Source organism: Paenibacillus sp. B46(2026) (genome assembly GCF_056786355.1).
Map to the genome: position 1 here is coordinate 3,520,633 of NZ_CM165907.1, position 17,738 is coordinate 3,538,370.

Here is a 17,738-nt window from a genome sequence, read left to right on the forward strand (position 1 = left end):
AAAGGGAGTGTAGTAGATGATCATTACAGAACATATGGATTCGGTTCAGGAGCAGATGAGCAGCATCGAACGGCTTCTTATTCGGTTATTATGGGGGCAGCTGCACAATGCAGGATGTATGGATGAACATTTTGTGTTTGAAAAATCGGTCCGTCCATTCTATCAAAAATGGCTGATCGAAAGTCGCCTGATGCTTGCCGAATATGCCCAGGAGTTGCCTCGTTCGGTTGAAAACCTCCGATCAGAAGAGATTGCGGCCTGGACACGGTTATCCTGGACGGAATGGGAGAGCAGACTTCCGGGCTGGATCTCGCATCCCGATGTGCGTGCCTATGCAAGGTTGGCCGATTCGACGATTCGTGCTCTCCCTGACATTCTCAAAGGACATAGGGCCGCTACCGAGGTGATGTTTCCCGACTCGTCGATGCATATGGTCGAAGGTATTTATAAACATCATGCCATTGCCGATTATTTCAACGAAATCCTTGCGGAACAGGCGCTGAGCGTGATCAGTGAATATACGTCCGAGATAACAGAACACAGGAAAGTAAGCATTCTGGAAATCGGCGCCGGTACCGGAGGCACAAGCGAAGTCGTTTTTGAAAAGTTAAAACCCGTCGCACACAAGATACAGGAATACTGTTATTCCGATATATCCCGTGCCTTTCTCATGCATGCTGAGCAGCAGTATGGCCCCTCGGTACCTTATTTGACATACAGAATTGCCGATTTGAAAATTCCTTTTGCCGAGCAAGGCATTGAACCGGGGAGTTATGATCTCATTATTGCGAGCAATGTACTGCATACCACCCCCGATATCCGAGACACACTTCGCATGATCAAGGCATCACTCAAAAAGGATGGGCAATTGCTGTTAAACGAGATTACGCGCAAAACCGTAATAAATCACCTGACCTTTGGACTGCTGGAGGGTTGGTGGCAGTACACGGATGCGAATGTCCGCATCCCGGGATGTCCGGCTTTGTCCGCCGCAAACTGGAAAAAGATGCTTCAGCGGGAAGGCTATCATTCCGTTCATTACCCGTCAGAACAGGCAGACCGCTATGGACAGCACATCATTGCCGCCAAAAGTGACGGTATCGTTATTCGGGCTAACGTTTCTGTACCTATTGTTAAAAACGTTTTTCAACCCAGTCGTCCTGCCGATATCGTACACCAGAGCGGGTCGTTCTATGAACAGGAGCAGACCGCTGCGGAACATAGAATCATCACCACGGAGATGACTGAACAGTTTGTGAAAAAGGCGATCCGTGAAAGCATCGCAGAGGACTTGAAGATGGAACAGTCCAGAATCCAGAACAATCGCAGCTTCTCGGACTATGGCGTCGATTCCATTATTGCCGTACATCTGGTCAACGTGCTTAATCAGAAGTGCAAACTGACCTTGCAAACGACCGTCCTGTTCGACTATAACAATGTGGATCGTCTGGCAGAACACATTTTGCAGGAAAACGGAAAAACGATCGAATCGCTGCTCTTGCAGAGTCAGGCTTTGGAGCCGGAGTTGGCAGCTACCATGGCATCAGATAAAACGACAACCATTTTTCCGGGCACACCGCTCCCTTCCGAATCTGTCAATTATCCACCGGCTCCCTTTGTGGACAGCAGCGAAGCGGAAGCACGTAATACCCGAATCAATGACAAGACCTCGGGTTCTTATTTTTATCGGACACATATTAACAGCCCCTCGAAGATCAGTGATCTTCAGCTTCATCAGCTCCTTGTACAGGAGCTGCAGCCTGACGAAGTGCGCATTTCGGTCAGAGCGTTTTCCCTGAATTTTGGGGATTTGCTCTGTATTCGTGGCCTGTATCCGACCATGCCGCCGTATCCTTTTACACCAGGCTTTGAGGCAGCCGGTATTGTAGTCGAAACAGGGGCCTCCGTTACAACGGTAAAAACCGGTGATGAGGTAGTGTTCTATGCAGATGCCTCTCTCGGAGCGCATGCCACCGCCATCACATGTAAAGCGGAGCAAGTGTTTGCCAAGCCTGATCGGCTCACTCATGAGGAAGCTTGCTCGCTGCCCGTCGTAGCCATGACCGTCATTGCCGCCTTTCGCAAAGCCAATATTCAACCCGGCGAACGGGTTTTGATCCAAACGGCAACCGGAGGTGTCGGACTTGTAGCCATTCAGCTTGCCCGCCATCTTGGTGCAGAAATTTTCGCCACGGCCAGCAAGCAGCACAAGCTGGATTATTTGCGCGAAATGGGCGCCAGCCATGTAATCAACTATGCCACTACGGACTTTGAACAGGAAGTAGAGCGGCTCACGAACGGAGAAGGGGTACACGTCATTCTAAATACCCTGCCAGGCGAGGCGCTGCAAAAAGGACTAAACTGTCTTGCTCGGAACGGAAGATACATTGAGATCGCGATGACAGCTCTGAAAAGCGCCCATGCAGTAAATCTGTCGGGACTTAATCACAACCAGAGCTTCTACAGTCTGGATCTGCGCAAGCTGGGCATGGAGCAGCCGGAAATGCTCGCGGAATACAGGCAAGAGATGATGCAGTGGGTAGAAGAAGAGGTCATCCGTCCCCTGATCGGTCAAACATTCCCGATGGACAGATTGCAGGAAGCCTACCGTTGTATGGATCAACGAAAAAATATCGGCAAAATTGTCATCAGCGTGCCGGAATATATGCGCTATCAGCATGCCGCTGCCGCTCTTCCAGCCGATTCTGCCAGTGTCACCAACCGAGCCCGGATTGAACGTGACGGATTGGGAAACGAAAGTGAAGAGCTGACAACGTATGAGCCGGTGGCGATCATTGGCATGAGCGGCCGATTTGCGGGTTCGCGCGACGTAGCGGAATTGTGGTCGCATCTCGAAAAGGGAGATGACCTGATCCAACGTGAGCAGCGCTGGAATCTTGCCAAGCATTATGGAGCGGATGTTTCCTTTTGCGACCAGGGCAGCTTTTTGGATAACATTCATGCGTTTGATCCACTCTTTTTTAACATTTCCGGGCAAGAAGCGGCCTACATGGACCCTCAGCAACGGATTTTTCTGGAGGAAGCCTGGAGAACATTCGAGGATGCCGGTTATGCCGGCGATTCCATGCAGGGTCGCAAATGCGGCGTATACGTTGGCTGTACGGAAATGGATTATGGACAGCTGATGGGTGATCAGCCTCCGGCTCAGTCGTTCTGGGGGAAAGCCGGGTCCATCATTCCGGCCAGGATCGCCTATTATCTCGATTTGAAAGGTCCTGCCATTGCGGTAGATACCGCCTGCTCCAGCTCGTTGGTGGCCATTCATCTGGCGTGTCAGTCGCTGTGGGCCAGGGAAACAGAAATGGCGCTTGCGGGCGGGGTGTTTATTCAATCGACTCCCCAGTTCTATATGGATGCCAACCGTGCCGGCATGCTCTCAACCACCGGGCGATGTCATACGTTTGATGAACGGGCAGACGGTTTTGTGCCAGGAGAAGGAGCTGGAGCGGTTCTGCTGAAACGACTCAGTGATGCTGTACGTGATGGAGATCACATCCATGGCGTAATTCGCGGAACAGGCATCAATCAGGACGGTACGACCAACGGAATTACCGCACCAAGTGCCAAATCGCAGACTGCTCTGGAGAAACAGGTCTATGATCGCTTTGGGATCGATCCGGCCAGCATTCAGCTGGTAGAGGCGCATGGAACCGGAACCCGGCTCGGGGACCCGATCGAGTTCCAGGCGCTCACTAACGCCTTCTCGTCATATACGGATCAGAAACAATACTGTGCGCTAGGCTCCATCAAAACCAATATCGGGCATCTGGCAACTGCAGCAGGCATTGCGGGATTGATCAAGGTATTACTTTCCTTGCGTCACAAGCGTATTCCAGCTTCGCTGCATATGGAAAAGGCCAATCCCAACATTACGTTCGGCAACAGCCCTTTTTATGTCAATACGGAGACCAAGCCATGGGACACGGAAAAAGGACAGATGAGAAGGGCTGCGATCAGTTCATTTGGATTCAGCGGAACCAATGCTCATATGGTCATTGAAGAGGCACCCCCGCGTCCGGCAGCCAGTTCCGACCTGCGGCCCGGATATCTGATTGCACTGTCAGCCCGTACTGCGGACCAACTACGTCAGCAAGCTGAGCAGCTTGTGTCCTATGCGAAGGAAAACTCCGCGGTGGAAAGCCTGCATATGAGTTATACATTACTTACAGGTAGACCTCATTTGGCCCATCGGATGATCTGCATTGCCCGCAACGGGGAGCAGCTTGCAGATCAGTTGAGTGAGTGGCTTGCAAAAGGGGAGAGCAATTCAGTAACCAGCGGGTTCGTTAATCGAAATGAACAGCGCGGCAACGCCTCGTTGAAGCGATACGCCGCCGAATGTATAAGGGAATGCCGGGAAACGGAGGATTCGTCTGTTTATCTGGAGCATTTGGCAGCCCTCTGCGAAATGTATGTCCAGGGCTACGATCTTTCTTTCGACAAGCTGTTTCCAATCTCTGCACGGCGTATCCCGCTCCCGACTTACCCCTTTGCAGGGGACGACTACTGGGTACCGGCACGTGAAGAAATGCAGCGGGTTAAACAGCCGTCGAGCGCAGAACATGCTTTTGGAACAGTGCTGCATCCACTTGTTCACAGAAAAACATCCAGCGTAAGGCAATTGCAATATTCGTCCACTTTCAGTGGTCAGGAATTCTTTTTCAAGGATCACTTGGTCAAGGGGATGAAGGTGCTTCCGGGTGTAGCTCATTTGGAGTGGGTGTGCTTTGCAGCAGATACGGCCTGGGGTGATTTCTTGGATTCGAGGATGATTCGCTTGAGAAACGTGATCTGGTCAGCCCCGTTAATTCTGGATGAAACATCACCGTCCTTTGCCATCCGTTTTCGTCCTGTCGAACAGACAGAGGGTGATGAAACGATGCACTTTGAAATTTATCAGGAGCAAGGAAAGGAAAGCGGTCAAAATAAACAGGTATACAGTCAAGGCCAAGTCATGCTTGCCAAGCTTCCGGTGCAGATGGAGCGGGATATTCAAAGCGAGCTTGCGACCTGCAAACCCAGCCCGGTCCATGCCGAAGCATTTTACGCTGCCTCCGCTCAAACTGGCATTGTCCTTGGGCCGGGCTTACGCGGGATACAGTCCGTATATGTTGGACAGGATCGTGTCATAGCACACTTGTCACTCCCAAAATCTCTGAAGGCCTCGGGTGGAAATTATGTTCTTCATCCCAGCTTGATGGACTCGGCACTTCAGGTCACCATCGGATATCTGCTCGGCATTGTGACGGACCAGGCTGCCTCCGGCAGGCCTGCGCTGCCGTTTGCGCTGGAGCAGTTGGATATTCTGGGCCCCTGCACAGCGGAGATGTGGGCGGTTGCCACGTACAGTTCAGGAAACAGCCGGGACAGCAAAATTCACAAGCTGGATGTAGAGCTGTGCGACATGGACGGAATGGTACGTATACGCATGACCGGATTTACGCCGCGTGTTCTGGAGAAGGATTTCGATACACAGAAGGAAGAAAACGTGAGGCCGATTCTAATGGTGCCGGAATGGAAGCCGCTTGAGATCTCTTCCGACCAATCAGCCGTTCAGTACAACAGCCATCTGATCTTGATTTCGGATCATTTTACAGGGCAGCTATCTTCATTGCGTGAATCGTTCCCTCATGCTCGCTGCGTGCGACTGGCAATGGACGCATTTGCATCCGCAGAGCGATTGGAGCAAGATAATGCATTGCTGCACCCGCTTGCAAGCTTTTTTACTGAATCAGCTGCACACCTGCTCGAAGAAATCAGTCAAATGGTGAACACGGAAACCGGAAGCACACTTATTCAGCTCGTTATTCCTTTCGAGGAAGAGGGGCAGGGCGGACTGCTCAATGGTCTTGCCGGAATGCTGTTGACGGCTTCAAGAGAGCATCGACAGTTGACATGCCAGCTCATTCAGCTGCACTCCTCCATACAAACAGGAGAACTGATTGATAAAGTGGCTTCAGAGAGTCGTCATTCAGAAAACGTAATTGCCCGCTATCCGGCTTCCGGCATCAGGCAGACAAGGGTCTGGCATGAGCTGTCTGCTCACTCCGCTGGCAATTCATTGTCCTGGAAAGACGGTGGGGTATATCTGATAACCGGAGGCATCGGCGGACTCGGATTAGCATTGACGCGGACGCTTGTCAGTCAGATCAGGAACGCCACGATTCTGTTAAATGGTCGCTCGACTCCAAACGCCGAGCAGCAGGCCCATCTTCAACAGCTTCAATTGAACGGAAATCACGTGCTTTACAGGAAAGCGGACATTACTTCCCGTGAAGCAGTTCGGAGACTGGTACAGGAAATTCAGTCTGATTACGGTGAGCTGAACGGCATTATTCATGCTGCAGGTGTCGTGAAAGATCGTGCCTTACGGCACAAAGATTCAAAAGAACTGCGGTCCGTCTTGGCTCCCAAAGTGGATGGCACGATATGGATTGATGAATCGACCGCCCATATGGCGCTCGATTTTTTTGTCCTTTTCTCTTCGCTCGCTGCTGTGACAGGCAATTCGGGTCAAGCGGATTACGCCTGTGCGAATGCTTTCATGGATGCTTATGCCACATACCGAGATGCCCTGGTTCGGAACGGACAGCGAAACGGCACAACGCTCGCAATCAACTGGCCGCTCTGGAGGGAAGGACGCATGCAACCAGGGGCAGCAGCGGAGCAGAAAATACGCCGCCAATGGGGAATGCAGCCGATGGACACCTCGATCGGAATCAAGCTGTTGCATATGGCCTTGAACAGCGGTTCATCCCAAGTGCTGGCTTTTTACGGTGAACCGGACGTATTTCTGTCAGGTGTGATGTCAGATTTCGCAGGTTCGGTGGATCAGCCGTCGATATGGAACATGTCCACAGCTCCTTCACAATCCATGACGTCTGTTGCCGTCCCAAGCGACGTCCCCGAGTCGAAAGAACGAACAGGGCCGACAGGGGATGAGCGAAAACGGCTGCTCGTTTCCAGGGTCCAAGACGCTTTAACGGATCATATGTCAGAGTTGTTGCAGGTAAACCGGACCGACATCTTTCCAGATGTGGAATTTGGCGAATATGGATTCGATTCCATTTCGTTTACCGATTTCGCCGGTATTCTTAATGAGCACTATGCGCTTAAACTTACACCTACTGTTTTCTTTGAGCACTCCACCTTAAGGTCTTTAACAGGACATCTTGTCGGAGCCTATCCGAAACAGTGGGATACACTTTTGCCTGAGAAGCACATGGACACCGAGGGACTGCATGCTGATGACTCACCACAGGAGAAGGAAACAGAAGATTCATCTGAGCAGAAAGGACAAATGGAAGGTTCAATATCATCCTCCGAACGCCATAGAGAATCCAGCCTGCCTGAATCCGATCATCAAAATCATAAGGAACTGGAACCCGTCGCCATTATTGGCATGAGCGGCCGTTTTCCGATGGCGAAGGACATTGATGCCTTATGGAATAACCTGCTTCAGGGACGGGATTGCATCTCGGAAATTCCACCGGATCGGTGGGACTGGAGAGCCTTTTATGGAGACCCCGATCAGGCTCACAATAAAACCAACATCAAATGGGGCGGATTTATGGAGGGTGTCGCCGAATTTGATCCTGGCTTCTTTGGCATTTCCCCGCGTGAAGCGGAATTGATGGACCCGCAGCAGCGGCTTTTGATGATGTATGCCTGGAAAGCAATCGAAGATGCGGGCTATGCACCACCGAGCTTGTCCGGTTCAAAAATGGGTATCTTTGTTGGCACTGCGAGCAGCGGGTATCATCGTCTGTTGGCACAGGCGGATACCGTAATCGAAGGATATACTTCGACAGGCCATGTGGCTTCCGTAGGTCCTAACCGAATGAGTTTTTTCCTGAATGTACACGGTCCGAGCGAACCCGTGGAGACGGCATGCTCCAGTTCGCTGGTGGCACTTCACAGGGCTGTTCAGGCGATACGAAATGGTGACTGTGAAACTGCTGTAGTGGGTGGCGTTAATACCATTCTGGACCCGGACTATCATATCAGTTTCAATAAAGCGGGTATGCTGAGTCCCGATGGACGGTGTAAAACGTTCTCCGATGGGGTTAACGGATATGTACGCGGAGAAGGCGTTGGCATGATTTTTCTGAAAGGGTTACGAGCCGCTGAGCAAGCCGGTGACCACATATATGGCCTGATTCGTGCTACGGATGAAAATCACGGTGGACGGGCCGCATCGCTCACAGCACCGAACCCTCGAGCTCAGGCCGACTTGATTAAGTCCGTGTATTCAAAGGCTGGTGTGCACCCTTCTACCATAGGATACATTGAGGCTCACGGAACAGGCACGCCACTTGGTGATCCCATTGAAATTAATGGCTTGAAGATCGCGTTTCAGGAGACTCTTGCAAACGTGGAACTAAATATAACAACCTCAGCCTCCTGCGGACTGGGCTCTATCAAAACCAACATTGGACATCTGGAGCTTGCCGCGGGCATTGCCGGGGTCATTAAGGTACTGCTGCAAATGAAATACAAAACGCTCGTCAAGACAGTTCATTATGAGAGACCTAACCCTTACATTCAATTGGAAGGAAGTCCTTTTTACATCGTCGATGAAAACAAAGCATGGGAAGCGCTCAATGACTCTGCCGGGAGAGTGCTGCCAAGACGTGCAGGAGTGAGTTCCTTCGGATTCGGAGGCGTAAATGCACATGTGCTGCTTGAAGAGTATATTCCGGCTGAATCGGCAGCCGATTCGGATAGAACCCTTCATCCGGCTCACGGGGACTCAATGAACAAAGCTACTTCTGTATGCATCGTACTGTCAGCCAAAACCGAAGAGAGACTTCAGGAACAGGCTCGGCAATTGCTGGTGGCGCTGCAATCGGGACGATATGAGGATCGTCATCTGCCTCAGCTCGCGTACACACTTCAGACAGGGCGTGCGGCGATGGAAGAGCGACTGGCTTTTCTGGCAGATTCCATTCTTGAATTAAAAGAACGGCTCGATGCCTATATGGTTAATCCGGAGAAAGCCGAAAACATCTATCGCGGAAAACTAAAGTCCCACAGAGCCTCCATCGCTGCACTGGCAGAGGATGCAGATATGCAGGAAACGGTAAAAAGCTGGGTCCGCAAACGCAAGTATGGACAGCTGCTGGACCTTTGGGTGAAGGGGCTTGAGGTTCCGTGGTCTGAAGGTTACACAGGAATGGCGCCCCAGCGAATCAGTCTGCCCACGTATCCGTTTGCCACAAAACGTTATTGGGTGCCTGAACAGAAGGAGCGAAAATCGAGACAACCTGTACCGACATCTTATCTTCACCCGCTTCTCCAGCGAAATACATCGGATCTGCAAGGGATTCGTTTCAGTTCAGAGTGGAGCGGACAGGAATTTTTTCTAAATGATCATGTCATTCACAATCGTAAAATCATGCCAGGGGCCGCCTGCCTCGAAATGGCCAGGGCAGCGGTGGAACAGGTGATTCCGACAGATACATCCCGGCAGGACAGGGTTATTGTTATTCGCGACATCTACTGGACTGTGCCGCTGGGGATGGAACTGCATTCAGTCACACCGGACAGGCTTCAGGCGCAATTGGGATTGACTCCGCTGGATACAGGGGAGCTTCGTTATGAAATAACCAGCGGGGAATACAACCCGAGAACCGTGAGATCCGAACCATCCAAACGAAATGTACATCATATAGGCACGATCTCGACGTCCACTCGTCAAGCAGCTTCCTATCCAACGATCGATCTGGAATCCTTGCTGTTGCAATGTGGAAAACAAACGATGACGGCTGCTGAATGTTACCGTTTCTTTGAGCAGTCCGGCCTGTTTTACGGACCGGGTCATCAAGGGATTCAGCGTCTTCATATTGGAGAGGGGCAAGTCCTCGCACAATTGAAACTGCCGTCATCTCTTGCATCCACGGCTGATGAGTACGGTCTGCATCCGGCTCTGGTGGATTCAGCTATACAGGCATGCATCGGATTGTCGCAATTTAAGGAAGGGGGAGTTACCCCATTTTCCTTGGATCAGGCTGTAATCTATCGAGACTGCCCGGATTCCGTCTGGGCATGGGTGCGTCTTTTACCGGAGCAGGATTCATCCGGAACAGCCAGCAAAGTGCAGATCGATCTGTGTGACGAGCAGGGAAAAACAATCCTGCAATTCATAGGGCTGACGATTTTGCACACACCGTCCCCCGGGGAACCGTCCAGCTTTTTTGAGGAAGAGTCCAATACACTTGCGAAGCCACTTCCGTATGAAACAATAGCTTACGCCACCTCGGAGAAGCAGACACTGACACCAATTCCGCTCTCGGGAGCGATGACTTATGCGCCAGGTTGGAGAGAAGTATCGGCCAGTCCCGATGTAACCGAACCTCTGTCCATGTCTTTCGGTGGTTCGGGGATTATCGTAGGCGGGACGTCGAGGCAGCAGCACGTCATTCAGCAATGGCATCCCTACCTGCGACCTGTTGCGGTTGAAGGGAATGCCTCAGAAACAGAACTAGAACTTGAGTTAAAGCGCCATGACGTAATCAGCCGTCTGGTCTGGATTGTGCCGCCCTCAAGCATTGTTCACGGACCGGAGCATGCTGTGGAAGTGATCAATGAGCAGAACCAGGGATTGTTTCAGACATTTCTCCTCATTAAAGTCTTGTTGAATCTGGGCTACGACGCACGTAGACTCGATCTGACCATGATAACGGAGAGGGCTTGCAACGTATTAGCCGGAGAAGCCATCTACCCTGCGCACGCCGGAATTAGCGGACTCGCAGGTTCCCTCGCCAAGGAAATGCCGGATTGGAGGATCTGCCATCTGGATGTGGATGATATCCATGATATTGGAGCACATCCCGAACGCCATTTCCCAGGGATATGGGATGGGAATACGCGCGCCCGGCGGAATGGAAAAAGGTATGAACGTATACTTGTGAGCGTCTGCTCTATGGGTGACACGCTCGGTAACACGCATGAAGCATTCAGAAAAAATGGCGTCTACGTTGTTATTGGCGGTGCGGGCGGCATTGGGGAAGCATGGAGTGAATATATGATTCGGCGCTATCAGGCGCGGCTTATCTGGATTGGCCGAAGGGCAGTCGATGCAAGGATTGAAGAGCTATGCAGACGCCTTGGCGGATTGGGAACCGAACCGCTGTATATTTCTGCGGATGCAGCCGACAAGCACAGCTTGCAGGAGGCTTATCGCCAGATCAAATCATTGGCGCCAGCCATTCACGGGGTCGTGCATGCTGCGGTGGGCCTGATGGATCAAAGTCTGTCTCAGATGACACCGGATTATTTCCGCAATGTATTGTCTTCCAAGCTGGATGCCAGTGTGAACATGATGAATATTTTTGGACGGGAGCCCCTGGATTTCATGCTGTTTTTCTCCTCCATGAGCTCGTTCACCACACCAGCTGGACAAGCCGGATATGCTGCCGGGTGTGCCTTTATCGATGGCATGAGTGCTGCGGCACAATCCTGGAAATTCCCTGTAAAAGTGATGAATTGGGGTTACTGGGCTGAGACCGGCATCGCCAGTAAGGTGCCTGCCGCCTTCAAGCAAAGACTGAATCAGTCGGGAATTGGTTCCATACATGCTGAGGATGCCATGCGGGCACTGGAACTGCTGATGGCAGAAGGCAAGCATCAACTGGCATTCATTCAGACGGACAAGCCAGGGGCAGTGGAAGGCACGGCGTCTGATCGGATGTTTATTGTAGCACCTGAAGCCAAGCACGTAGGGCGACATCAGCTCATGAATAGAATTTCTGGGCAGCAGCTTAACGTGAAGCCGATTCAACAAAAGTGGGCTGCCTTTAACGATGAATTCGAGTCCATGCTGGCCGGACTGCTGTCGATTCAGTTGCAGCAGATGGGCTCAGCTGATTCGGTAAACCGTCCTATGGCCATCGATGATCGCTGGATGAAGGAAAGCAAAAAGCGCATAGAGCAGTATACGTTGTCGGAACAGTCTCTTGCTTCTGACTCGATGTGGTCGGCATGGGACCAGCGTATGAAACACTGGCTGCTGGACCCGGATTTTGCGCCCCAGGTTAAGTTAGTCGACCAGATGATACGCAGCCTGCCGGAGATTGTCAGAGGAGAGCTGGCTGCCACCCATATCATGTTCCCTGACGGAGCGATGGATATGGTGCAGAATATTTACAAGCATAATTCAGCAGCAGACTATTTCAACGAAATACTGGCCGATACCGCTGCAGCGTACCTCGCCGAGCGGCTTGAATCCAATCCGCAGGCCAGCTTGCGTATTCTTGAAATCGGTGCCGGGACAGGAGGAACGACCGAAAAGGTGCTTGAGCGAATCAAACCCTTTGCCGCGTCTATTGCGGAGTATGCTTACACCGACATCTCCAGAGCATTCCTGCTTCATGGAGATAAGACTTACGGGGAGAATCACCCTTATCTGAACTGCACCATTCTGGATATCGAAAAGCCTCCTGCCGAACAATCCTATGATCTGGGGAGGTATGATCTGGTCATCGCAGCCAATGTTCTTCATGCTACCCGGAACATAAGTCGTACCCTGGGTCACGTTCACTATCTGTTGAAACAAAACGGCCTGCTTCTGCTGAATGAATTGACCCACAGCTCGCTGTTTAGCCACCTGACATTTGGTTTGCTGGAAGGCTGGTGGCGGTATGAAGATGATGATATCCGTATCGGGGGCTCCCCTGTTCTTGGCAAGCAGCAATGGCAGAAGACGCTACAAGAGACTGGGTTTGGACAGGCAATGCTGCCAGCCGAACCAGGTGAAAGTCTTGGGCAGCAGATCATCACCGCCTTCAGCGACGGATATATATCCATGGCCATACCTCCTGCGGAGGCCAGTTTGAATCATGAGCCGATTTCTTCTGAAAACATATCGGTCATGAACATGGACAAAATGCAGATCGAACAACTGTCACAGCCGGAGTCCGAACTGGATTCCGATCAGATGTGGCAGGCCAGCCTTACATTTTTCAAACGTCTGGTTGGAGAGGTTATCCGGATGTTACCTGAACACATCGATGAAACCGAACTAATGGAGGCTTACGGCATCGATTCCATCCTGATTGTTCAACTGACCAATCAGTTGCGCAAGCATTTTGACGGGGTGAACACCACGCTGTTTTTTGAGCACAAAACACTTGCATCATTAATTCATTATTTTATGAAACAGCACAGACAGGAGCTTCTGGCGGCGGCCCTACCGAATCTGCCTGAAAAAGAGCCGGAACAAACGCGCGAATCCCTTATTCAGCCAACCATTTCCGCAGTGGAAAGGACGATGCACGAGCCTGTTTTACATCCGGCAAAGCATGTACCCATCACGGCACCTCCCAACTTGGCTGCCGATGAGCCGATTGCCATTATCGGCATTAGCGGCAAATATCCGCAGGCCGATAATCTGGAGCAATTTTGGGATAACCTGATTGCAGGCAAGGACTGCATCACGGAAATTCCGGAAGAACGCTGGTCACTTGAAGGATTCTATGAACCGGACCGCAAGGAAGCCGCACGCAAAGGCAAGAGCTACAGCAAATGGGGGGGCTTCATTGAAGGATACGCCGATTTTGATCCGCTATTCTTCCAGCTCTCTCCCCGAGAGGTCATGAACATGGACCCGCAGGAAAGGCTCTTTTTGCAAACCGTATGGGAAGCGCTTGAAGACTCGGGTTATACAAGGGAACAGATGGATCGACAGTACAGTGGCAAAGTGGGGGTGTTCGCGGGCATTACCAAGAATGGCTTCAACCTCTACGGCCCGCCTCTGTGGAATGAAAGCAGTGAATGGTTCCCGCAGACCTCGTTCAGTTCGGTCGCAAACCGGGTTTCCTATTTGCTAAACCTCCATGGTCCCAGCATGCCAGTGGATACGATGTGCTCCTCTTCACTCACGGCTATTCATGAAGCCTGTGAAAGCATTCGCCGCGGCGAATGTGAGGCAGCGATTGCAGGCGGGGTGAACCTGTATCTGCATCCTTCCAGCTATGTTGCCTTGTGTGCCCAGCAGATGCTGGCAGCGGACGGAAAATGCAAAAGCTTCGCTCAGGAGGCGGACGGTTTTGTACCCGGGGAAGGCGTAGGAGTGGTTATCCTGAAACAGCTGTCCAAAGCAGTAGAAGATGGCGATCAGGTCCATGCTGTCATCCGCGGAACCCACATTAACCATGGTGGCAAGACAAATGGGTATATGGTTCCCAATCCTGCAGCCCAAGGAGACCTGATTCGGGAAGCGATCAACAAAGCAGGCATGGATGCCCGTTGGATCAGCTATATCGAAGCTCATGGAACCGGGACAAGCCTGGGAGATCCGATTGAAATGGCCGGACTTGCCCGAGCGTTCCGCCAGGATACGCAGGATAAGGGATACTGTTCCATTGGGTCACTGAAAAGCAACGTTGGACATATGGAATCGGCTGCCGGAATTGGCGGACTTACCAAGATTATTCTTCAGTTGAAACATGGTCAGATTGCACCCAGCCTGCATGCCGGAGAGCTGAACAGAGAAATTGACTTCAAAAACACGCCGTTTATCGTACAGAAGAAGGCGAGTGATTGGTCAAGACCGATGGTTGAGGTGGACGGACAGATGCGGGAAATACCGCGCATTGCTGGTGTATCCTCATTTGGCGCTGGAGGCGCAAACGCTCATGTAATCGTTGAAGAATACATTCCTGCTCCTGCTCAACCTTCTTTTCCTGTGATAGAAAGCTCTTCTGGCAGGACAGAACGTAAGTCGGAGCAACCGGTAATGATCGTTTTGTCTGCCCGAAATGAAGAAAGGCTGGTTGCTGTGGCGGAGAAACTTCTACTATATATTAGCCGCCGAACATTGGATGATCAGGTGTTAGACATGCTGGCCTATACACTTCAAACCGGCAGAGAGGCAATGGAAGAACGTTTGGCTTTTACAGCAAGCACGATACGTGAACTGATCGCTAGACTGGTTACCATTCAAACCGGAAAGTTAAAACAAACCATTCCCGGGATATACAGAGGAAGGGTTAATCGAACCTCGTATACTCCTTTAGACACCGAGCAAGAAGCGAATAAACCTCCTTCTGAGGATGTCAGACTGGCCATGATGCAAGTTAACGTGGATCGATTGCTGGAATTATGGGTGAATGGCGCGAAGCTGGACTGGAAGCAAATGTATGGTGCAATAACACCAGGCAAAATGAGTCTGCCCACCTATCCGTTTGAGCGGGAAAAATATTGGCTGCCTGAAGCCAAGGGAATGTTGCATGTTGCTAATACCACCGAGGCAGATTCACGAAATACCATTGTGCTTCATCCGATGCTTCACCATAATACATCCCTGTTATCGGAGCAGCGCTTTACCTCACGGTTTAGCGGTAATGAATTTTTCCTGTCAGACCATCAGGTCGGTTCCCACCGGGTACTTCCGGGAGTGGCCTATTTGGAAATGGCTCGCGAGGCTGTGAAACGCTCTGTAGAATATGCTGGTTCCGTGCCCGAAGTGATTGTCCTGGAAAATATCATCTGGGGAAGACCGATGGCAATCGCCGCTCAGTCCATCGACGTTCATGTGCGTTTGTATACGGAAGAGCAGGGAGACATTCACTATGAAGTGTACACCCAAGACGCGTCAGCCGAGTTGCTGCACAGTCAGGGTTTGGCTTTGCTGAGAACCGAATCCCAAAACTTACGGCTGGATCTGGCAGACATACGAAAAAGATGCATCAAACCGTGGACAGCGGATGAATGCTATCATGCTTTTGAACGGATGGGACTTCACTATGGTACAGCCATGCAAGGGATCGAAACGGTTTATACGGGAGAAAATGTGGTGCTGGCCAAGCTCGCTCTACCTACCCGGGTGAGGGACTCCGCTCATGACTTCATCCTTCATCCGTCCATGGCAGATGCGGCTTTGCAGTCCGCCATTGGATTGCTGCTTGCACATTCGATGCCTGATGATCACAGACTGCAGACAAGTCCAAGTCCGCTGCTTCCTTTTGCACTGGAGCGGGCCGTTTTCCGTCGTCCTTGCACAGCAAACATGTGGGCTTATATTCGTTACAGTAACGGACATAAACCATCTACTTCGCTGCAAAAGCTGGACATTGACTTGTGTGATGAAGATGGAAATATATGTGTCCAATTCGAGGGCTTCACTAGCAAACCGTTGAAGGGAGAGATTCACATGGGGAAAACATCATCTCCAACCGAATCACAAACACTGATGTTTGCAAGAGAGTGGAAAGAGCAGGAAGCTGTAGTTGTGCCTGAGGTTGTATATAGTCGTCATATCGTCATGTTATCTGGCCCCTGGACAGAGCAGGAACATGCCATCGCTGCCAAACTTCCGAATGTGCAGTATGTATCCCTAGGTCCAGACCCAGCGGATCGAGTTGGTCATTCCGGCTTGATGGATGAGCAATATCTATTTGCTGTTAAGAAGGCCTATCGTTATGTACAACAGTTGCTCAAAGCTAGACCGGAAGGTACTGTGCTCATTCAACTGCTGGTTGCCAAGCGGGCACAATACAAGTTGTTCAGAGGATTATCTGCCTTGCTGAAAACGGCTGAATTGGAAAATCCGAAAATCATCATTCAAGTCATTGAAGCAGATGATCTTCAGAGTACCGAACGAGTGGTACAAATGCTGACGGAAAGCAGTCAAAGCGCTGGCGACACACATATCCGCTATCAGAACGATAGAAGATATACAGCATTGTGGAACGAGGTCGGTACTTCGCATTCATCCCTTGACGAGCTGCCTTGGAAAGATCGAGGCGTGTATCTGATTACAGGCGGTCTGGGAGCAATCGGATCGATCATAGCGGAGCATATCGCCGAGCAGGCGGAACATCCCGTGCTCATCCTTACAGGGCGCTCGGAACCGGATGATTCAGATCACCAGCGAATGGCGTTGCTGGAACAGATGGGGGCAGAGGTCATCTATCGGCGTTCGGATGTCTCGAAGAGGGAAGCTGTAGATGAACTGATGCTGGAAATCAGCCAAAATTACGGCGCACTGCATGGAATTATTCATAATGCGGGCTTGATTCGCGACAGCTATATGATCCGAAAGGAGCTTGACGACATCGAGGAGGTGCTGGCTCCAAAAGTCGCGGGAACGGTTCATTTGGATGAAGCAAGCCAGTATTTCAAGCTGGACTTTTTTGTTTTGTTTTCCTCGCTTGCCGGGGCGCATGGCAATGTGGGTCAGGCCGATTATGCAGCGGCGAATGCGTTTATGGACGAATATTCCGAATACCGCAATGAACGTGTTCAACAGGGAGAACGTCACGGGTTTACACTCTCCATTAATTGGCCCTTATGGGAAGAGGGCGGTATGAATATGAATGATCATGCCAGACAGAACATGGAGCGAATATCAGGCATGGCTCCATTGGAGCGTGTAAATGCGATGCAATCTCTCCTGCAGACGCTGCAAGAGAGAAGGTCACCTGTAGTCGTCATGCAGGGGGAGGCTGATCAAATGCGAAGTTTCATGGATGTTTCCGGGACAGCGCCGATTATGACTACGGATGATGCATACACCCGTTCCGACGACCAGAATTACATTCACCTTGTAGAGAAAATACGCAGCGGCGAATGTACCCTTGATCAGCTAATGCATCTCAAATAGTTGGATTTTACTTTTAACTTGCTTCTAAGCCGGTTTTTAAGACTTTCACGAAATGCAACTTGACTTTTTCAGCAATGATATCGATTGACGTTTTTCTATAGGAGGTGATCGC

The 17,738-nt window shown here is 51.1% G+C and carries 1 protein-coding gene; it reads left to right on the plus strand.

The window, feature by feature from the left end; translation table 11 throughout:
• Positions 1-16: 16 nt before the first annotated feature.
• Entirely contained in the window at positions 17-17,626 is a 17,610-nt protein-coding gene (locus AC1S8V_RS15810; protein WP_482069836.1) for an SDR family NAD(P)-dependent oxidoreductase, read from the plus strand.
• Positions 17,627-17,738: the final 112 nt, after the last annotated feature.